Genomic DNA, 17,640 nt, shown 5'->3' on the forward strand with positions numbered 1-17,640 from the left:
CATGCAGGCGATACTCGATACCTTTAAATCCCTCAAATTTTAATGCTGAGAAGAAATCTTCAAGACAAGTGAGGTGTTATCATGTTTGGATGGAGGGGAAAGATAGGGCTTATAGTCCCATCATCAAACACCACGATGGAAATGGAGCTACATTCATACTTACCTGAGGGTGTATCTCTTCATACGGCAAGAATGCCATTGAAAAATGTTAATGAGGAAGAGTTAACTAAGATGAGTAGCTATGCAATAGATGCTGCAAAACTACTAGCCGATGCAGAAGTTGAAATAATAGCATTCGGCTGCACTAGTGGATCTTTCATTGGAGGGAAAGACTTTGAGAAGGAGCTGGAAATGAAGATAGAAGAAGAGGTAAACATTGAGACTTTCACCACGAGTACTGCAGTTTTAGAAGCATTGAACATCCTGGACGTTCATTCTTTAATGGTCGTTACGCCGTATATTGAAGAGATAAACCAAAAAGAGAAAGAGTTTCTCGAGGCAAATGGTTTTGAAGTTTTGGATATCAGAGGGCTTGGGATTGAAAGCAATACAGAGATAGGAAAACTTGAACCCTATGTCGCTTACAGGCTTGCAAAAGCAACGTACATAGAGGAGGCAGATGGGATATTCATAAGTTGTACCAACTTCAGAACTTTTGAAATAATAGAGAAGTTGGAAGAGGATTTAGGAATCCCCGTTGTTACGAGCAATCAGGCAACTCTTTGGATGGCTCTTAGAGAGCTAGATATTAAGGAAAAACTGCCCTTGGGAAAACTACTTCGGGAGTACTAATATGATAACGCTTACATTCCTGGGGACTGGTGGAATAAAGCCAACTCCAGAAAGGAATGTTCCAAGCATAGCCATAAAAATTGGAAAAGAGGTTATTCTTTTTGACTGTGGAGAGGGAACGCTCAGACAGCTTGAGATTTCTGGAATAAGTCCTATGAAAATATCAAAAATTTTCATAACGCACTTTCATGGAGATCATTACATTGGTCTGCTCTCCCTTATTCAAACAATGAACCTTTGGGATAGAAAAGAGCCTCTAGAAATTTATGGCCCTCCTGGGGCTGTTACATTTGTGAAAAATCTGTTGAGGACTGGATACTTTTTACCAACATTCAAAATTATCATCAATGAAGTATGGGAGGGGGATGTAATAAAGAATAAGGAATACAAGGTTGTCCCTTTTGAGGTATCGCACGGGGTACCAGCACTTGGGTATGTCTTCAAAGAGAGGGATAAGAGAGGAAATTTTGACTTGGAAAAAATAAAGAGACTTGGATTGTCCCCTGGTCCGTGGATGAAAGAGCTTGAAAAACGAGGGAAGATAGAAATTAGCGGAATTGAGATAAGGTTGGAGGATGTTACAGGGCCTAAGAAAAGGGGGGCAAAAATAGTCTATACTGGAGACACTGAGCCCATAACACTTGGAGACCTTTGTAAAGATTGTGATATGCTTATTCATGAAGCCACATATATCTCACCAGAGGACAGGGGAGAGAGCTACCACTCTACGATAGGGGAGGCTTGTAACTCTTTTGTGGAGAGTAGATGCAAAGTACTAGCACTCTTCCATAGAGGGCCTCGATACAAATATAGTGAATACAAAATTGCCGCAAAGAAAATATGTCCACAAGCTTATGTCCCCAGGGATTTTGACAGAATTCTAGCGGGGAATGGAAATGTCATATTTGAGGTACGTTAGGGTTATTGGAACTGTACATGTACTGCGAGAGAGTATTGAGGAAGTCAGAAGGATAATACTTGAGGAAAGGCCTGACGCTGTTGCAATAGAGCTTGACCACGGAAGACTAGTTGGATTGTTAAGAAAAGAGAAGCTAACTCTTTCTCAAGCATTAAGAATGGGGAAAGTTGGAATTCTAGGATATATTCTTCAGGAGGTTGAGAACTATATAGGAAGAGATTTTGGGGCATTTCCGGGAGAGGAAATGATTGAGGCTTATGAAATTGCAATGTCTTTGAGGATACCAGTCTATCTGATAGATCAACCTATCCATATAACATTACAAAAGCTTCTCGCTGCGCCTACAGTAGAAAAGCTTAGGGCTCTATCTGAAATAGTAAGTATTCCTTTTATCAGGAGAGAGATAGACCTCTCCGACTATAGGGCGATGGAAAGGGAGTTCAAGAGTAAGTATCCAACGTTTTATAGAGTTCTTGTTGAGGAGAGGAACCAATATATGGCAAAAAACTTGATGAGAATTGTTGACTCAATCCTTGAGGAAAAGAAAAAAGCAAAGGTGATTGCTGTAGTTGGGCTTGGACATAAGAAAGGAATAGAAAAAATTCTAAATGCCTACAGCCCGAGAGCGTTGAAGAGCAAGTCTCTGTAAATTCTAAGTCTCCTGAATTCTCTTTCACTAATTCTGTCCATCTTACTAACTTCTTCGTAGAACCTCTCTAGGTCTCTGAGAACTTCTTCAACCATGTCAAAAGAGCCATCTGCTACAGCCCTCAATTTTCCCCTCAGAAAAGGCATAACTTCTTTTGGTCTTCCTAAATAGGCCCAATAAAGCCCTTCTCTTAGAACTGCCTCTAGTATCTCAACGTTCGGTTTCTCCACCCCTCCTTGCCATATTGACCACCAGAGTTTTTTAACCTTTGAGAGTCTATATAAAAATTGTGAAGAAAATGTTGGATAAAAGACAAAATCAGCTGCTATCGTCGTAAACTATACCGGCAAATTGACCATCTTCGAGGGTGACGAAGCTGACCTTTACCTTCTTTCCAGTTTTTGGATCAACGACTACAAAATCTGGTTTTTTGAGGTATTCGCTTGAGGGAATTCTCATGACTAGGTCATAGTGCTTTCTGAGCTCTTTCAAAAATCTCTCTGGGTTCTTTTTAATAACCACCATTTCTTGCACCTCCATATATTAATACTACTTAGAAGTATAAAAGAGTTTCCATAGCCATTTGTTAAAAATTGATTAGACAATAGTCGAAAATTAAGAAAGAAAGTAGTATTAAGAGCTCTGAACTTTGGCAGCTTCAAAGAGTTCACTAACTAAAACAAGGGGATAAAGTTTGTATCCTTCCTTCTCAATATTTTCTTTTGCTCCTTCCTCTCTATCGACGACGACAAATATTCCAACAACCTTTGCGCCTTCATTCTCTAAAATTTTTGCCGCCCTGAGAACGCTCCCGCCTGTTGTTGTCACGTCTTCTACGAGGAGAACTCTGTCTCCTTCCTTTATTTCCCCCTCTATCTGTTTTCCTGTTCCATATTCCTTTTTCTTTTTTCTAATTATTAGAAGGGGCTTCTCAGTCTCGAGGGAGAGGGCAGTAGCTATAGGAACTGCTCCAAGTTCTGGTCCTGCAACCTTGTCGTATTCTAAATTTAATTCCTCAGCCTTTTCTTTTATCATCTTTGCAATTATCTTTAGAGCCTTTGGATTTGTTATTAGCTTCTTTATGTCTATGTAGTAGTTACTCTCCTTCCCCGATGTGAGTACAAAGTGTCCAAACTTTATGCATCCTTCCTCTATAATCATACTTATCAGTTCATCCTTCATGCCATCACCCTTCATCCTCTCATCAGAAAAATTTTATAAATGCTCCATTTCAACCAAGCTTGAAGCTGGGGGTAAGGACCCCGTAGGTGATTATGATTGAAGAGGTTGAGGACTTCATTTTGTGATTAAAGTGATTAGGAGGGGTTTGGTATGGTTCAAAAGGCTCACAGCTTTAGGAGAAAGACTAGAAAAAAGCTTAGGAAGCATCCCAGGAGAAGGGGACTTCCTCCACTTACAAGGTTCCTTCAGGAGTTTGAAGTTGGTCAAAAGGTGCACATAGTAATCGAGCCAAGCTATCACAAAGGTATGCCGGATCCTAGGTTTCACGGCAGAACAGGGACAGTAGTTGGCAAAAGGGGAGATGCATACATAGTAGAAGTACCTGACGGAAATAAGGTAAAAACATTGTTCATCCACCCAGTCCATCTCAGGCCCCAGAAGTGAAGGGCCATGATAGGCAGGAAAAAGCTTGGACAAAGGTATATAACGATAGCAGAGGCTAAAGAGATCTTGCTCAAAAAGCATGAGGAAGGTATCAAGGCAGGCATAGAGGAGCCTTTGTTCTACGAAGCAAGGCTTGCATTGGAGCATGCAGAGAAGTTTGCAAAGCTTCCAGCAGAGAAAGCCAAGGAGGCTGTTAAGGAACTTATGGAATCCTTTGAGTGGATGAATGATAGGATAGCGGCAAAGCTAGTCGATATAATGCCTCAGGATTCACTTGACATAAGAGTTATCTTTGCAAAAGAAGACCACCAGCCTACTGAAGAAGAAATAAAGAAGATTCTTGAAATTTTAGATAAATACAGGGAAAGTTAAGCCCTCTTAGCTTTTTTCTCTTGTTCTTCTTTAAAATTCCTCCCGGTTCTTTTTCAAACCTTCTCATATTCTTCCCACGAATGAAAACAGTTTTATATGACTTCTTTTCTAATAATCTTGGGTGAGATGTATGCAAACAATCATAATTGATGTGAAAGTTCCCCATGACATGAAAGGAGAAATATTAAGGAAGCTTGCTTATATAATTCATGGGAGAATTAGAAAGGCGAAACTCCTCCCTCCAGACAAATTTGGATATAGTGAGATAGTTCTAAACCTCGAAACTGACAATCCCAGAAAAATTTTGAGTGAGATATCAAAATTGAAGATAAAAACTGTGAGAGCTTCAAGCCATTAGGATGTTCTCGAGTATCTTCACTGCCTCTGCAATTCTTTTCTCTGGTTTTTCATCTGTCTTTGGAAGTTCTAGGTTTATGACGACAATTTCTTCATTTCCTTCTTCCTCAATTTCAAAGATCTCTGACTCTTCAATGTCCACGCTTTCAAAAAATGCCTCAAGTTCTGGAGTCAGTATTTTCTTGTTCATTCCGTATACCTCAACTCTCACGAAGTCATTCTTTGATGATACTATTATCGAGACATTGTATTCTCCAATCTTCTTTGTGAACTTCATAGCCTCCCCATACCCTAGGGACTCCTCTTTGAATCCCATATCTCTCAACGTCTTTCTAATTCTCTCAATCTTGTTCCTTATCTTCTTAACTAACTTTCCGCGAAGTCTCATGCTCTCCTCAACTGCCTTCTTTATTATCTCGCCGACTCTCTCAATGTCTCCTTCCCAAATTCCCACAAGCTTAATTCCAGAGCTCGTGGCTCTTATCTCGAGCTTAATTTCATCAGTTTTAAATTCAGAAAGATCCTCTATTCTAAGCTCATTCAAACGGAGAATCTCGAATTCAAGTTTAACGTTTCTCCCAAAAGTAGTCCCTTTAAATTTCATAAGGGGCCTCACCTAGTGAGGGAGATAGGTGGATTATTTAAAAACATTGCTAATGAATGAACTTCGGTGGTGCTATTGAAGATAGGGAAAGTGGAAAAATACATTTTAGAAAAGCTAGAGCAGAAAAAACTTCATTTTGTTCTCATAGACCCTGATGACACAACTCCTGAAGATGCCAATCGGTTGGCTAAGCTCTGTGAGGAAGTAGGAGTAGATGCAATTATGGTTGGAGGCTCCACTGGAGCCGAAGGGGATGTTTTAGATTCTGTGGTTAAAGCAATAAAAGAAGGTACATCCCTTCCTGTAATCCTCTTCCCCGGATCGCATGGGGGAATTAGCAAGTATGCGGATGCAATATTCTTTATGAGTCTCCTTAACTCTAGAAATCCATTCTTCATAACAGGAGCTCAAGCCTTAGGAGCATTTACTGTGAAGAAGTTTGGGTTGGAGCCAATATCAATGGCGTATATCATAGTCGAGCCTGGAGAAACCGTCGGATGGGTTGGAGATGCAAAGCCAATCCCAAGGCACAAGCCCAAGATAGCGGCCGCATATGCCCTGGCGGGACAGTATCTTGGGATGAGACTCGTGTATTTGGAGGCAGGTAGTGGGGCTCCAGAGCCGGTTCCCGCAGAGATGGTTAAAATCGTTAGGAGTGCCATTGACATTCCTTTGATAGTTGGCGGGGGAATTAGAAGTGGAGAACAGGCTAAAAGATTAGTTAAGGCGGGCGCTGATATAATAGTAACTGGAACCGCAATAGAGAGAACCAGATCGATCGAAGAGGCCAGGAAAAAACTGGAAGATTTACGAAGGGGAGTGAGCCTTTGAAGGGTTCTTATGTTCTTTTACTCTATTTGCCTGCAGATGTTACAATAAAGACCAAGGGAAAAACTTTTTTCCTTAGAAAAGGGTTTTATGCATACGTTGGATCTGCCATGAATTCTCTCGAGAAAAGGGTTATGAGACACTTTAAGAAGAATAAAAAGCTTCATTGGCACATTGATTATTTAACATTGTATGCAAAACCAATTATCGCTTATTTAATACCTTCCGATACAAAAATAGAGGAGGAATTATCTCAATTAATCTCAACTCTTGGGGAAGTTATAGCTGGATTTGGTTCTTCGGATTTGAGTGTGAAAGGAAATTTGTTCTTCTTTGGGGAGTATAACCCGAAGGATGTCATTCGAAGGCTTCTGAACAGGCATTACCAGGATATTCTCGAGTTTCCGACTTTTTCCTGAAAGGCAAGCTTATAAAGAAAAAAGTCGGTTGGAATACTCAACTCAATTTTCTCTGTGTCTTTGGAGTGCATGAAAACGGATTTAAAGGAGGCAATAGCTAGATACTGGAATTATAGGGCGCCCATATTTGACTTTTCTTTTGAAAGCCTCGCCCTTTAGGGCGGGGAGGAGGTCAGTTACTTAAAGGGGTTTTCAAGAGAAAAGAGAATATTCAAAGAGAGGCCCAAATTGGTAGGCCTTCCTCGAGGTACCTCTTGAGTAGTCTACCAACAGGGGAGTTCTTTCCAACCTTAACAACACCCTTTTTACTTGGTGTTGCCGTGAACACGTACTCATTTCCGGCATAGAATCTTAATGGCTTCCTAGCGAAGTCTGGAGAGACCCTTAAAACTATGCTCTTTTTCTTTTCCTCAACTTCAACTGGTATTTTCTCTCTGATCTCTGGCTGCTTTTCAGCGAAGCTCTTTACATCAATGCTTATTCCAAGCCTCTTTTCTAGTTCCTGAATTCTCTTTCCTTTCTTTCCTATTATTGCGGGGATATCAAATTCGTCAGCATATATTACTGCCTTGTGCGGGCTCACAACCTCAACCTCAGTATATACGTCAGGCAGGAACCTCTGAATTTCCTGCTTGAGCCTTTTTTCTGCGAGCTTTAATGCCGGTGCTTTTTCTTCCTTCTTTATTGGAACGACGCTGACCTCTTCGCCAAAGGTGTAAATCTCATACTCCAACTGGCCGGTTTCAAAGTCTCTCACTTCTATAACCGGTCTTGCAAGATCCTCTTCCTTCATTCCCGTTGGTACCTTTACCTTATATTCAAGGGTTAAGACCTTTGCAACATTTCCGGCTTTAATGAATATTACTGTGTCGACTATTTGGGGTATCATTCCGAGCTCAACTCTACCTATGAACCTTTGGATAGCGTCTATTGGTTTTGTTGCATGAACTACTCCCACCATCCCAACTCCTGCAAGCCTGAGGTCGGTATAAATTAGGAAGTCGCTTGTTTTTCTCATTTCGTCGAATATAGTGTAGTCTGGCCTCACCAGGAGGAGAACATCTCCCGTTTTCTCCATACTTCCATTTAGTGCGGTATACTGAGTGATTTCTTCAGATACGTTTAAATCTCTAGGCTTTTCCATTGTCTTGACGATCTTCCCCATAGATGCGTACCACTCTGCTAGCGCTTGAACGAATGTTGTCTTACCTGCACCTGGAGGCCCAGCAACTAGAATTCCCTCTGCTTTTTCCTTAAGCCTCTCTAGAAGCTTTTCACTGAGGTTGTAGTCTTCTATCGACAACTTTTTGACGGGTCTTACCGCGGTTATCTCTATCCTGTCGGCAAATGGCGGTCTCGCTATGACTATTCTATAGTTTCTGAGCTGAACAACGGTTGCACCTGGTTCGTCCAGCTCTATGAAGCTTTCTGGGTCTCTCTTCGCTCTCTCGACAATGTCATCTGCAATTTCTTCGAGCTCCTCCTCCGTTAGGGGCTCCTCCCTAATTGGAACTAATCTCCATTCGCCTGGCCTTCCTTTCTTTGCTAACGGTTTAACTCCAGCCTTAAGGTGGACGCTCATAGTTTCTTTGTCGAAAAAGTCCTCTAATCTTGTTTTTGGTTCTCTTCTGCTTTCTAGATAGATGACCTCTATTCCCTTGGCTATAGCTATGTCTCTTTGAACTTGATCTCCGGTTATGAGGATAGCATTCAGCTCTCTGGCAACTTCTCTTACCATATGGTCTATTTCTCCAGCCTTTGCCCTTCTGATTTGCCATAGTTCTGGTCTCTCTCCGTAAAACTCTAGGAGTATTTTTCCCTTGTCCGCAAGCTCTCTAAGCTTTTTGAGTTCTTCTAGGCCTGTGTGACCTATTGCCTTTCCTTCATTCGCCTGGTGCTCTATTTCAGCAACAACAGCTTCTGGTACAACAACCTTAACTTTTTCCTTAACTCGCCTTAAGTACTGGGTGAGCCTCCCATCAACTATCACGCTCGTGTCGGGGACTATTACTCTCACCTCTCTCACCTCAGCCAATGGTGAAATGGTCACTTTATTAGGGTTTCCTCCAAAAGCTTTAAATAACTAAAAGTAATTAAAAATGCTGGGGGTGGTAAAATGCCGCTGGTCGAAACTATCAGAAAGATAAAAGATGCTGAGGAGAAGACACTTAAGGATTACAAAGAACTCCTCAAAGAATTGAGGAAACCTGAAGATGCCGAACTTAAGAGAGTTATCTTGAGACTTGCAGTTGACAAGATCTTCCACAAGGAGTTAATGGAGGCAATTGAGAGAGCGTATAAAGAAGCAACATCTCTTCTTAGAGAGCATCTTGAACCATTCTATCCGGAACTTGAACCAATAAAGGAATCTATTATGGAGCTTGACCAAGGGTTAGCCCTTATACCAGGAATACCCTCCCTACTGCTGCCATTGGATTTCGGAAAAGTTGGGTACAGAATTCCCCCAGAGGAAGCCCTCGAGGAGTTAGTTAAAGGGTTCCCTGATGTATCCATAATTCCTGAGGATAAACTGAACCTACTTAGAGAGAAGCTTAAGGAGATTATGGAACATGAAGAAGAAATGATAGAAGGGTATAGAGACCTTGAAGAAAAAGCAAAGCATCCCATTATCAAGGACATATCAAAATCCGTTCTCCACAACGAGGAGCAGCATGAAGCCGTGTTGAAGAAGATTGCTGAGAAGTTTAGGGAATGATTTTCTCAGAAATATCTTATTTTTTATCGGGAGAGTTTTTACACATATTTGTCCCAAAAGCTACAGAAAAGGGCAAAGCTTTTTAAGGTGGCCTAACTACTATGCACGGGTGAAGGTCATGACAATAAAGGCTCCAACCTTAAATCTCCCAGGACTTGGCGTTGATCCCTTAACACAAAGAATTAAAGAGAAAGAAAAGAAATGGAAGTACAAAATAGCAGTTTTGAGCGGTAAAGGAGGTGTTGGCAAAAGTACAGTGGCAGTAAACCTAACAGCTGCCCTTGCAAAAATGGGATACTTCGTGGGAATATTAGATGCAGACATTCACGGGCCCAACGTAGCTAAAATGCTTGGGGTAGACAAAGCAGAAGTTTTAGCAGAAAAGTTTGAAGATGGCCACTTTGAGATGATACCGCCAATCGCTGATTTCATGGGTCAGGTAACCCCGATAAAAGTTATGAGCATGGGAATGATGGTTCCTGAGGATCAGCCAATAATATGGAGAGGAGCCTTAGTTACAAAGGCAATAAAACAACTCCTAGGAGATGTGAAGTGGGGAGAGCTGGATTTTATGATTATAGACTTTCCACCTGGCACCGGAGATGAAATACTTACAGTAGTTCAAAGCATAAAGCTTGATGCTGCAATAGTAGTAACTACCCCACAAGAAGTGGCTCTTTTGGATACTGGAAAGGCAGTTAACATGATGAAGAAGATGGAAGTTCCCTACATAGCAGTTATTGAGAACATGAGCTATCTAATCTGTCCACATTGTGGAAACAAGATCGACATCTTTGGTGAGGGTGGGGGGGAAAAGCTTGCTGAGAAGGAGGGAGTCGACTTCCTAGGCAAGGTTCCAATAGACCTCAAGGCAAGGGAGGCAAGTGATCTTGGAATTCCAATAGTCCTTTATGGCGACACCCCAGCGGCAAAAGCCTTTATGGAGATAGCAGAAAAGCTTGTAAATAAGTTGAAGGAAATGAAGAAGGATGCAGAAGAGGAGTGAGGGCATACTCTTAGCTCTATTTGGAATGATCCTCTATGGGCTTGAGCCGATAGTTATAAAGGCTAATCCCTCAAACCCAGCAAGCTTTGCTTTCTTTTCTGCTTTCCTTGCATCCCTAATCTTGCTTCCTTTTGTAGATATGAACTCAGTGAAAAATAATATCAAAAAAGGTATACTGATAGGGTTTTTTGGAACTTTCCTTGCCTATCTATCCTATTCTGCAGGTGCGAGACTATCTACAGCAATAAATGCGGCTCTAATAACTAGAGCAGAGGTTCTATTTTCCTTTATTCTTGCCTACATATTCCTTGGAGAGAGAATCACCATTAAGAGGGCTGTATATTCTTTTATAACTTTAGCCGGGGTAATAGCCGTTATAACTCGGGGAAAAATAGTTGAACCTAAAATGGGCGATATCTTGCTTCTTCTGGTTCCTTTCTTTTGGCAACTTGGTCACATAATTGCAAAGAAAACCAATGCAACTCCTCAGACAATAGCTTTCCTCCGTAATATTTTTGGATCCTTGTTCCTTCTACCACTTGCCCTTGTCAGTGGGATGGAATTCACGATTTATTCAGTGCCTGAGGGTGTAATAATAGCTCTTGGTCAAATTATTTGGTATGCATCAATAAGGAGAATAGATCTCTCCCTGGCAACAGCTATAATAACTCCTGCTCCTGCTGTTGCGATCGCTGTCGCCCTTATAATGGGGGAGGAGCTAACATCTTGGCATATCATTGGGTTCACTTTAATAACGGTGGGAACTCTTGGGCTTTCAATTAAAAGGGAACATTAAGTACTTCTGGTCCAATAATGCTCTTTTTCAGGGAATTTTCCTTCCTTGACTTCCCTATTGAATTCGCTTATTGCCCTAAGTATCTCCTCCTTTAGATTTGCGTATCTCTTGGCAAATGGGGGTGAGAAATCTATTAACCCCAAAACATCGTGCCATACGAGCACCTGGCCATCAACGTAGGGTCCAGAACCTATTCCGATTGTTGGTATTGAGACTTCCTCTGTTACGATTTTGGCAACATCTGCATACACAAACTCCAGAACAACAGCAAATGCTCCAGATTTTTCAAGTGCTTTGGCATCCCTAATTATCTCCTCTACTTCCTCATCACTTCCTCCCATAATGCGGTATCCTCCGAGCCTCAGATACCTTTGGGGCGTTAAGCCTGTGTGTCCCATTACTGGGATTCCCATTCTTACAAGCTTTTTAACAAGCTTCCTGTGATCATACCCTCCTTCTATCTTAACTGCATCTGCTCCTGCCCGAATTAGTCTCATAGCGTTTTTAATGCCCTCTTCCACGCTAACTTCATAGCTTCCGAACGGCATATCTGCAAGGACAAGAGCTCTTTTCACGGCCTTTGCAACTGCCTTAGTATGGAACACCATTTGTTCCATAGTTACGTTAAGAGTGTTTTCATCCCCATAAACAACCATACCAAGGGAGTCTCCCACAAAAATTATATCAAACCCAGCCTTATCTGCTAAGAGTGCTGATGGATAATCATAAGCAGTTATCATTGAGATTTTTTCCTTCCCTTTCATCTCCATGATTTTCCTTGGGGTTACTTCTCTCATTTTATCCACCGTATTAAATTGTTAAGAACGGTAATTAACGGTTTCGACGGTTAGTTTTTATATCCTTAAACATGACCTCTTTCGGTGAGAAGAGTGGAGTGGGAAATGGGTCTCCAAGAGGAATATCTCGAGCTAATAAAGGCAGGAAAAAAGAAAATTGAAGGGAGACTGTATGACGAGAAGAGGAGACAGATAAAACCCGGAGACATAATTTCCTTTGAGGGAGGAAGACTTAAGGTTAGGGTAAAGGCAATTAGGGTTTACAAGACCTTCAGAGAAATGCTCGAAAAGGAGGGGATAGAAAACGTTTTACCTGGAGTCGAGAGCATAGAAGAGGGCGTTCAAATATATAGAAAGTTCTATGATGAGGAAAGAGAGAAAAAGTATGGGGTTGTTGCAATAGAAATTGAACCAATGGACTAGACATGCTCCTTTATATCGCTCTTATTCTTTCTCAAGAACTCAAGTGTTGTTTTTATTGCTATCTTAACGGCTTTGACCTCGAGCTCATAACACATGCTTGGAGTGCTCCTTCCAGCCAAAAACGTTTTGTTGACAACTTGATCTGGAGTGTAGGGGACATGGATAAAGCCCGCTTTCTTAGGAAATCCATTGATTTTTGAAAAATGTAACGTTAGAAACATTACATAATTGCAGAGGTATGTTCCAGCACTGTAAGAAAGTCTTGCTGGAATACCATTTTGCCTAAGTTCCTTGACTATAGCTCTAACTGGTAAGGTTGCCATATATGCTAGGGGAGCACCTTCTACGATGGGTTCATCTATAGGCTGATAGCCATCGTTGTCTGGAATTCTTGCATCGAGGATGTTCACAGCTATTCTTTCCACGGCTATATTGCTATAAGTCGGGGCTAATCCGAGGTTTATCACGATATCTGGCTTTATCTCCCTCAAAAGTTCTTCAAGAATTGGTCTAGCTCTCTTCACGGAAACTGGAAGAACTCTTCCAACTATTTCAGCTCCGTCAATAACATTTCCATCGAGCTCCTGGGCAATTCTTTGGGTTGGATTTTTATCATCCCCTCCAAAGGGTTCGAAGCCAGTTATCAAAACCCTCATTAAGATCACCATCGAAATTAAGAAAAGCTATCCAATAAATTAGTTTCTGTTAGCTTTCCTGGACCTCCTCCCTGCCCTGAAGGGCGAGGCTTGAAAAATAAAAAGAGTCATGCTACATATACCTCTAACAGTTCTCCCTCCTTAACACTCCCAAGTGAACCTTCTAGCATTAGGGCAACTTCATCTCCAGGTATTGCAAACTCTACTTTTTCCCTATTTTTCTCTATTTCCATTATGATGCCCGTTCCTTTGCCCTTAATTTTGTAGCCTACTTTTATTATCCCACTCTCCACAGTTCCTATAATGACTTCCCTTCCTAAGATTTTCATCTTCTTCTGGAACTTAACTACAGCAACTGGTTTTTTAGAGACTATCGTAATTTTTTCATTTTTGCCCTCCTTCTTTCTTTTAAAGAACTCAAATATCCCCATTACCATCACCTCATCCTCCAGAGTAAGATTAAAGTCGTGAGAAGGTATGTTGCTCCCAAGAGAATTGTGCTAATTGGGAGTGGTATGAGAAAGAAAACTATGCCAGCTATAACAACAGGAACGAAGACCATTATTAGCAACGCTATTCCATCATATATCCTAAGTTCCGGAATCTCGACTCCCTCTATCTTAAACCCAACATAACTAACCCCAATGCTTGACGTGAGAAAGGGTGTTGAAAGTAAGGGCAGTAGGTATAGAGCACTTAGACCGTTAGACCATGAGGCTAATACAATGAAGACAATTGAGAACGTGAGTGGGCTTAGGGATATTGTGAGTGCTTTGGCAAGTAGGAATTGTCTCTTTGTTATTGGGAGATTTAGGAGAATATCCAACCCCTCCATTTCCATTTTAAAGACAATGTCAAGGAGAATAACACCCAAGGATGAGATAACAACGATCATTAATCCTGTTTCCTCCAGGGGGAAGCCATCCTTGAAGAGGTTCCATATGAAGTATAGACTCATGCCAATTGGAGACAAAAATGCTCCAAGGTAAGAGTTTCTTCGGAATATCATTTTGTAATCCCTTTGGACAAAGGCTAGAATTGGAGATGTTATTGACAATGAATATTCCATTGGAGCTTTCCCGTAAACCTTTATCCCTTCGAGGATCTCGTTTATCTTTTTTATGCTGTATACATACGAAAATGCCGTAGGGATTGCATACAGCATGAACATAATAAATCCTCTTAGGGGCTCTACAACAGTTGCCGCCGCCATCGGGAATATAATCGGGTACTTTTGGAATACTGGAGCGAAGTACTCAACGTTTTTCAGAACGAACCTTGAAACCAGTTGCAGAACAAAAAATATTGCAATGAAGAACATTTGTCCTATTGTCTTTGCAATAGCCTTTATTATACCTCCTTTCCCAACGTGAACACCGCCAAACTTGACTTGAAGAAGCACCCCAATTGCGTGACCAAGTAATATCGCAACTAAAACCCATCCTATGCCCAGCAGGATTGATAGGGGTTTCTTTAAGGCTAAGGCAGATGGAAGGAGAAGGAAAAATGCAGGAAGACATTCCAAAAGCAACGTGGCCGAAACTATTGAGTTGAAGTTTCTTAAGGGTAGTGGTTTGAGAGGGTCAATTGCCCTACTTGAGAGCAAATACCCAGAAGAGAGGGAGGTCGTGTAGAGGGCCATTATAAAGGCCACTATCAAGTAGGAGGAGAACACTATACCCCTGTACTCTTCTTTCGTCATAAATACTCCAATGCCGAACATTGCGCCAAATAGGAGATATGCAAGAGACTGAAGGCCAACTCCGAGCTTTAAGCTCCCTGACCACTTGAGGGATTCTTCTACCTTCTTGGGATCCTTTACTGCGGACGGATTGTCTTTGATCATCTGATAGTGTATCTCTCTGTATATTATCCTGATTATATCTAGCATCATCATTATAGGGCCTCCTTTAATGCCGAAACTATGTGGATTACCTCATCCTTAGCTTGTGTTAGCTTTAGGAAGACGTCTTCAAGACTTTCTTCCTTTGCAAGCGTTTTCAGCTCATCGACCGTTCCCTCTGCCACTATTCTGCCGTTATAAATTACTCCGATTCTATCGCATATCACTTCAGCAAGGGCAAGGATATGAGTGGAGAAAACTATGCTCTTTCCTTCCCTTTTAAACTCCAGAAGTAGTTCCCTGTATATTCTTGCACTCTTTGGATCAAGCCCATTCATGGCCTCGTCCAGTATAAGAACCTTTGGGTCATGGAGAAGGGATGCTATCAAGGATATCTTCTGCCTAGTTCCAAAACTCAGCGTCCCTATAAGCTGGTTCATGTATTCTCTGATTCCAAATGCTTCAACGAATCTTTCGACTCTTTCTTCAAGGACTTCGCGAGGAATCCTTCTAATGCTACCAATGAAGCTGAAGAACTCTGCTGGGGTCAGACTTTCATAAAGGGCTGGTGTTTCAGGGACAAACCCAACTATCTTTTTGACCTCAAGCGGGGATTTGCTTACATCTATTCCCTCCACAAGCACTCTTCCGGATGTTGGAGGAATTATGCCGGCAAGTATTCTCATCGTCGTTGACTTACCACTTCCATTCGGTCCTAGGAGACCATATATCTCTCCATCATTGACACTAAATGATATTCCTTTAATTACTTCATTTGAGCCAAACTTTTTTCTTAAATTAGAGACTTCTATCAAGACCATTCACCATAAGAACTGAAGGTTGGGATATTAAAACATTTTTCATTCATTTTTATTAAACCATGATTAGCCGGGAGAGTTCCTGAAGTTTAGTTCTGAGTTTCTGGTCTAGATTACTTGCCTCTGCCCCTCCTGCAATTGGCCATATTATTGAATCTATATGGAGGGGAGGGACTCCTGATTCTTTTGCAACTTTTCTCCAGAATATTGTGGGTTTTTCTGATGTCAATTTTGATGTAATTTTCTTTATCCTCGAATCCTCTGGAATTGGGATGTCCATAGGGTAAGGGATAAAGTATCCAAATACTATTCTTGCTGCATATCCAAACATTTTTACTGAAAACACTATAGTCTTACTGTCTTCTCTAGCTCCCATTACTCTGGAGAGAGCCTTCCATAGGGATTTCATATTCATATAGTACTTCTCAAGGTCTTCCAGGGAAAGCGAAGCTAAAAATGGCTCAATTTTCCTTATTCTTCTGAGCTTTGACGTTGTTAACCTCTTGTTCGTCCTTGTTGATGGGAGGAATCTGGCATACGCTTCGCTTATGCTTTCAATTTTTCTGATCTTGGAAAAGTACTCTGAAAACTCCCACCACCACTCCTCACCTTTTCCCGTAAGCTGGTAACTAACGAGGGAGTTGGCTATTACAAGCTTTATGAAAGTCTCCCCATCATTCAAATTATCGTGTAGGTTTTTCAAGGCTTTAAACTGTTCATCGACTTTTTCCTCAATCTCTCTTGCTCCCTCTATTCCTATTTCCCTTATTAGTTCTGTGATTTTCATTTAGAGCCCCCAACAGACTTTATCAACCTTTCTAAAAACAGATTCTCTCCTACAATTTCTGCTCCTGTGTTCCTTGGAATTCCTAACTCAACCCTTGCCTTTATCCCATGATCTTCTAAGAATTCTTGAATGCTAGCTTTGATAGGTTCGTACTCACTAATTCTTATGAGTCCATAAACTGTAGGCCCCCAACTGCTTTGACCTGCCCCGTAGGTTTTTTCTTTAAGGAAGTTGACTATTATAGCTATGTCATCTCTGAACTCCCCTCCCTGAAAGGCTGAAAAGTGTCTTCCTACTAATGCCTGTATTTCTGAGAGTGCTTTTCCGAACTCTTTTATGTTCTTCTCAATCAGGGCAGGTAAAAGTTGGAGTAAAATTCTATGCGAGATTTCTTTAGCAGCCTTTTCGTCTCCAAACTTATCTTTCATTATCTCTTCCTCTTCTCTCTCACTTAACCCTCTTTTCACGTTTGGCATCACAAGGATAAATCCCCAGTCGGGGGGTAAAGTGTGTCTGACTATCAATGGAGGGATGTCCTCTTTAACTCCTCCATCGATGACGAGGCCACCATATTTGAAAACGTATAAACCTGCTCCACTTTCTTTGGCCCTTCCTAATGCCTTTGCTATATCTTCTTCTCCTATGGATAAGTGAGACAGCTTTGCAACAGCACTTCCAACTGCTAGAGACAGCTGAGTTACTGATCCAAGACCGACGTGTCTTGGTATAGATTTTCTGACTTCTATGTGATATTCAAAGCCGGTTCCGAATTTAGAATTCATAACCTCAATTACGTTCTTTATGACCTCTTTGTCTTCATCGTTTGCCTCTATCCTCAGAGAATCGGAAGGAGTTATCTTAACCTCGTAACCATCCTCTAACGCAACTCCTATACTACCGAATCTTCTACCGAATGTTCCTATTGGGTCTATGATCCCCAGGTGTAGCCTTTTGGGAGTTCTAACTATCATGACTATCCCCCCGCATTTATTCATTGGGCTCTCTAATAATCCTTTGTATTTACGGTGATGCAAGAGAAACTTTGTTTGGTTGCGAAAACTTTATAAGTGCCATTTAGAGGAAGATATCTCGGGACGGAGCGGGGGTTGCCGAGCCTGGTCAAAGGCGCGGGATTGAGGGTCCCGTCCCGTAGGGGTTCCGGGGTTCAAATCCCCGCCCCCGCACCATTTTCCTTCTGAGTTCGATGTTAAAAGAGGCTTCTCTGGTAATTG

The 17,640-nt window shown here is 41.5% G+C and carries 24 protein-coding genes and 1 tRNA gene; 13 read left to right on the top strand and 12 right to left on the bottom strand.

Translation table 11 applies throughout. The features are described from left to right. Positions 1-81: 81 nt before the first annotated feature. Genes PY04_RS04945 through PY04_RS04955 form a run of 3 tightly spaced genes read left to right on the top strand, consistent with a single transcriptional unit; the run spans position 82 to position 2,360 of the window. Complete coding sequence (locus PY04_RS04945; RefSeq protein WP_014734054.1) at positions 82-792, top strand: aspartate/glutamate racemase family protein; 711 nt, start codon at positions 82-84, stop codon at positions 790-792. A 1-nt stretch (position 793) separates the two neighbouring features. Next, on the top strand, positions 794-1,711 hold the full coding sequence (gene rnz, locus PY04_RS04950; protein WP_014734055.1) for a ribonuclease Z: 918 nt from the start codon (positions 794-796) through the stop codon (positions 1,709-1,711). Continuing rightward, positions 1,689-2,360 carry a TraB domain-containing protein gene (locus PY04_RS04955; RefSeq protein ID WP_014734056.1) on the top strand — a complete coding sequence of 224 codons (672 nt, stop codon included), beginning with the start codon at positions 1,689-1,691 and terminating at the stop codon, positions 2,358-2,360. Before rnz ends, PY04_RS04955 begins: the two co-directional genes overlap by 23 nt. Here PY04_RS04955 and PY04_RS04960 read toward each other — a convergent pair. The 3 genes from PY04_RS04960 to pyrE form a co-directional block, all read right to left on the bottom strand. Then, positions 2,324-2,590, bottom strand: a complete 267-nt coding sequence (locus PY04_RS04960; RefSeq protein ID WP_048056011.1) for a hypothetical protein — start codon at positions 2,588-2,590, stop codon at positions 2,324-2,326. The genes PY04_RS04955 and PY04_RS04960 overlap by 37 nt on opposite strands. Positions 2,591-2,678: 88 nt before the next feature. Continuing rightward, positions 2,679-2,885 (bottom strand): hypothetical protein, encoded by a 207-nt coding sequence (locus PY04_RS04965; protein WP_014734057.1) that lies wholly within the window; start codon positions 2,883-2,885, stop codon positions 2,679-2,681. Between the two features lie 108 nt (positions 2,886-2,993). Then, the gene (gene pyrE, locus PY04_RS04970) at positions 2,994-3,542 is read right to left on the bottom strand and encodes an orotate phosphoribosyltransferase (RefSeq protein WP_014734058.1); all 549 of its coding nucleotides are present in this window, start codon (positions 3,540-3,542) and stop codon (positions 2,994-2,996) included. 150 nt (positions 3,543-3,692) lie between these two features. On the opposite strand from pyrE, the gene PY04_RS04975 reads away from it, so the two are divergent. The 3 genes from PY04_RS04975 (at position 3,693) to PY04_RS04985 (ending at position 4,716) form a co-directional block, all read left to right on the top strand. After that, positions 3,693-3,986, top strand: coding sequence for a 50S ribosomal protein L21e (locus tag PY04_RS04975; RefSeq protein WP_014734059.1), 294 nt, complete (start codon positions 3,693-3,695; stop codon positions 3,984-3,986). A 6-nt stretch (positions 3,987-3,992) separates the two neighbouring features. Beyond that, positions 3,993-4,358, top strand: coding sequence for an RNA polymerase Rpb4 family protein (locus PY04_RS04980; RefSeq protein ID WP_014734060.1), 366 nt, complete (start codon positions 3,993-3,995; stop codon positions 4,356-4,358). Positions 4,359-4,488: 130 nt separating this feature from the next. Continuing rightward, entirely contained in the window at positions 4,489-4,716 is a 228-nt protein-coding gene (locus PY04_RS04985; protein ID WP_014734061.1) for a hypothetical protein, read from the top strand. Here the strand turns inward: PY04_RS04985 and PY04_RS04990 are convergent. Beyond that, a complete protein-coding gene (locus PY04_RS04990) occupies positions 4,705-5,319 on the bottom strand; it encodes a hypothetical protein (protein WP_014734062.1) in 615 nt (204 codons plus the stop codon). The genes PY04_RS04985 and PY04_RS04990 overlap by 12 nt on opposite strands. 75 nt (positions 5,320-5,394) lie before the next feature. Between PY04_RS04990 and PY04_RS04995 the strand changes: the two genes are divergently transcribed. Both PY04_RS04995 and PY04_RS05000 read left to right on the top strand, forming a co-directional pair. Next, positions 5,395-6,150 (top strand): geranylgeranylglyceryl/heptaprenylglyceryl phosphate synthase, encoded by a 756-nt coding sequence (locus PY04_RS04995; RefSeq protein ID WP_081482818.1) that lies wholly within the window; start codon positions 5,395-5,397, stop codon positions 6,148-6,150. Continuing rightward, positions 6,147-6,566, top strand: coding sequence for a DUF123 domain-containing protein (locus PY04_RS05000; protein WP_014734064.1), 420 nt, complete (start codon positions 6,147-6,149; stop codon positions 6,564-6,566). The genes PY04_RS04995 and PY04_RS05000 overlap by 4 nt, the downstream gene beginning before the upstream one ends. Positions 6,567-6,777: 211 nt before the next feature. On the opposite strand, the gene PY04_RS05005 is transcribed toward PY04_RS05000, so the two are convergent. After that, complete coding sequence (locus PY04_RS05005) at positions 6,778-8,583, bottom strand: PINc/VapC family ATPase (RefSeq protein ID WP_014734065.1); 1,806 nt, start codon at positions 8,581-8,583, stop codon at positions 6,778-6,780. A 99-nt stretch (positions 8,584-8,682) separates the two neighbouring features. Here PY04_RS05005 and PY04_RS05010 point away from each other — a divergent pair, with 99 nt between their 5' ends. The 3 genes from PY04_RS05010 (at position 8,683) to PY04_RS05020 (ending at position 11,084) form a co-directional block, all read left to right on the top strand. Continuing rightward, on the top strand, positions 8,683-9,282 hold the full coding sequence (locus PY04_RS05010) for a hypothetical protein (RefSeq protein WP_014734066.1): 600 nt from the start codon (positions 8,683-8,685) through the stop codon (positions 9,280-9,282). Between the two features lie 118 nt (positions 9,283-9,400). Beyond that, positions 9,401-10,288: an Mrp/NBP35 family ATP-binding protein gene (locus PY04_RS05015; protein ID WP_014734067.1), complete on the top strand. Its 888-nt coding sequence runs from the start codon at positions 9,401-9,403 to the stop codon at positions 10,286-10,288. Beyond that, complete coding sequence (locus PY04_RS05020) at positions 10,272-11,084, top strand: DMT family transporter (RefSeq protein ID WP_048056012.1); 813 nt, start codon at positions 10,272-10,274, stop codon at positions 11,082-11,084. Before PY04_RS05015 ends, PY04_RS05020 begins: the two co-directional genes overlap by 17 nt. Here the strand turns inward: PY04_RS05020 and panB are convergent. Then, a complete protein-coding gene (panB, locus tag PY04_RS05025) occupies positions 11,081-11,881 on the bottom strand; it encodes a 3-methyl-2-oxobutanoate hydroxymethyltransferase (protein WP_048056013.1) in 801 nt (266 codons plus the stop codon). The genes PY04_RS05020 and panB overlap by 4 nt on opposite strands. A gap of 93 nt (positions 11,882-11,974) precedes the next feature. Between panB and PY04_RS05030 the strand changes: the two genes are divergently transcribed. Beyond that, entirely contained in the window at positions 11,975-12,304 is a 330-nt protein-coding gene (locus tag PY04_RS05030) for an ASCH domain-containing protein (protein WP_048056014.1), read from the top strand. On the opposite strand, the gene PY04_RS05035 is transcribed toward PY04_RS05030, so the two are convergent. From PY04_RS05035 to PY04_RS05060, 6 genes are all read right to left on the bottom strand, one after another. Then, positions 12,301-12,960 carry a pyroglutamyl-peptidase I gene (locus tag PY04_RS05035; protein ID WP_014734071.1) on the bottom strand — a complete coding sequence of 220 codons (660 nt, stop codon included), beginning with the start codon at positions 12,958-12,960 and terminating at the stop codon, positions 12,301-12,303. The genes PY04_RS05030 and PY04_RS05035 overlap by 4 nt on opposite strands. A gap of 107 nt (positions 12,961-13,067) precedes the next feature. Continuing rightward, positions 13,068-13,391 (bottom strand): tRNA-binding protein Pbp11, encoded by a 324-nt coding sequence (pbp11, locus tag PY04_RS05040; RefSeq protein WP_014734072.1) that lies wholly within the window; start codon positions 13,389-13,391, stop codon positions 13,068-13,070. A 5-nt stretch (positions 13,392-13,396) separates the two neighbouring features. Continuing rightward, on the bottom strand, positions 13,397-14,857 hold the full coding sequence (locus PY04_RS05045) for a hypothetical protein (protein WP_014734073.1): 1,461 nt from the start codon (positions 14,855-14,857) through the stop codon (positions 13,397-13,399). Beyond that, positions 14,857-15,618 carry an ABC transporter ATP-binding protein gene (locus PY04_RS05050; RefSeq protein ID WP_048056015.1) on the bottom strand — a complete coding sequence of 254 codons (762 nt, stop codon included), beginning with the start codon at positions 15,616-15,618 and terminating at the stop codon, positions 14,857-14,859. Before PY04_RS05050 ends, PY04_RS05045 begins: the two co-directional genes overlap by 1 nt. Before the next feature lie 58 nt (positions 15,619-15,676). Further along, a complete protein-coding gene (locus PY04_RS05055) occupies positions 15,677-16,408 on the bottom strand; it encodes an N-glycosylase/DNA lyase (RefSeq protein ID WP_014734075.1) in 732 nt (243 codons plus the stop codon). Beyond that, positions 16,405-17,379, bottom strand: coding sequence for a beta-ribofuranosylaminobenzene 5'-phosphate synthase family protein (locus PY04_RS05060; protein ID WP_014734076.1), 975 nt, complete (start codon positions 17,377-17,379; stop codon positions 16,405-16,407). Before PY04_RS05060 ends, PY04_RS05055 begins: the two co-directional genes overlap by 4 nt. Positions 17,380-17,507: 128 nt before the next feature. On the opposite strand from PY04_RS05060, the gene PY04_RS05065 reads away from it, so the two are divergent. Continuing rightward, positions 17,508-17,595 (top strand) — tRNA-Leu (locus PY04_RS05065). Positions 17,596-17,640: the final 45 nt, after the last annotated feature.

The organism is Pyrococcus sp. ST04, assembly GCF_000263735.1.
Taxonomy (GTDB): Archaea; Methanobacteriota_B; Thermococci; order Thermococcales; family Thermococcaceae; genus Pyrococcus.

Bases quoted from the DNA above. Each gene is read 5' to 3' on its own strand.
- PY04_RS04945 (WP_014734054.1), top strand. From the start codon at position 82: ATGTTTGGATGGAGGGGAAAGATAGGGCTTATAGTCCCATCATCAAAC.
- pbp11 (WP_014734072.1), bottom strand. From the start codon at position 13,391: ATGGGGATATTTGAGTTCTTTAAAAGAAAGAAGGAGGGCAAAAATGAA.
- panB (WP_048056013.1), bottom strand. From the start codon at position 11,881: ATGAGAGAAGTAACCCCAAGGAAAATCATGGAGATGAAAGGGAAGGAA.
- PY04_RS04965 (WP_014734057.1), bottom strand. From the start codon at position 2,885: ATGGTGGTTATTAAAAAGAACCCAGAGAGATTTTTGAAAGAGCTCAGA.
- PY04_RS05055 (WP_014734075.1), bottom strand. From the start codon at position 16,408: ATGAAAATCACAGAACTAATAAGGGAAATAGGAATAGAGGGAGCAAGA.
- PY04_RS05060 (WP_014734076.1), bottom strand. From the start codon at position 17,379: ATGATAGTTAGAACTCCCAAAAGGCTACACCTGGGGATCATAGACCCA.
- PY04_RS05020 (WP_048056012.1), top strand. From the start codon at position 10,272: ATGCAGAAGAGGAGTGAGGGCATACTCTTAGCTCTATTTGGAATGATC.
- rnz (WP_014734055.1), top strand. From the start codon at position 794: ATGATAACGCTTACATTCCTGGGGACTGGTGGAATAAAGCCAACTCCA.
- PY04_RS04985 (WP_014734061.1), top strand. From the start codon at position 4,489: ATGCAAACAATCATAATTGATGTGAAAGTTCCCCATGACATGAAAGGA.
- pyrE (WP_014734058.1), bottom strand. From the start codon at position 3,542: ATGAAGGATGAACTGATAAGTATGATTATAGAGGAAGGATGCATAAAG.
- PY04_RS05035 (WP_014734071.1), bottom strand. From the start codon at position 12,960: ATGAGGGTTTTGATAACTGGCTTCGAACCCTTTGGAGGGGATGATAAA.
- PY04_RS04955 (WP_014734056.1), top strand. From the start codon at position 1,689: ATGTCATATTTGAGGTACGTTAGGGTTATTGGAACTGTACATGTACTG.
- PY04_RS04980 (WP_014734060.1), top strand. From the start codon at position 3,993: ATGATAGGCAGGAAAAAGCTTGGACAAAGGTATATAACGATAGCAGAG.
- PY04_RS05015 (WP_014734067.1), top strand. From the start codon at position 9,401: ATGACAATAAAGGCTCCAACCTTAAATCTCCCAGGACTTGGCGTTGAT.
- PY04_RS04990 (WP_014734062.1), bottom strand. From the start codon at position 5,319: ATGAAATTTAAAGGGACTACTTTTGGGAGAAACGTTAAACTTGAATTC.
- PY04_RS05010 (WP_014734066.1), top strand. From the start codon at position 8,683: ATGCCGCTGGTCGAAACTATCAGAAAGATAAAAGATGCTGAGGAGAAG.
- PY04_RS05045 (WP_014734073.1), bottom strand. From the start codon at position 14,857: ATGATGATGCTAGATATAATCAGGATAATATACAGAGAGATACACTAT.
- PY04_RS04975 (WP_014734059.1), top strand. From the start codon at position 3,693: ATGGTTCAAAAGGCTCACAGCTTTAGGAGAAAGACTAGAAAAAAGCTT.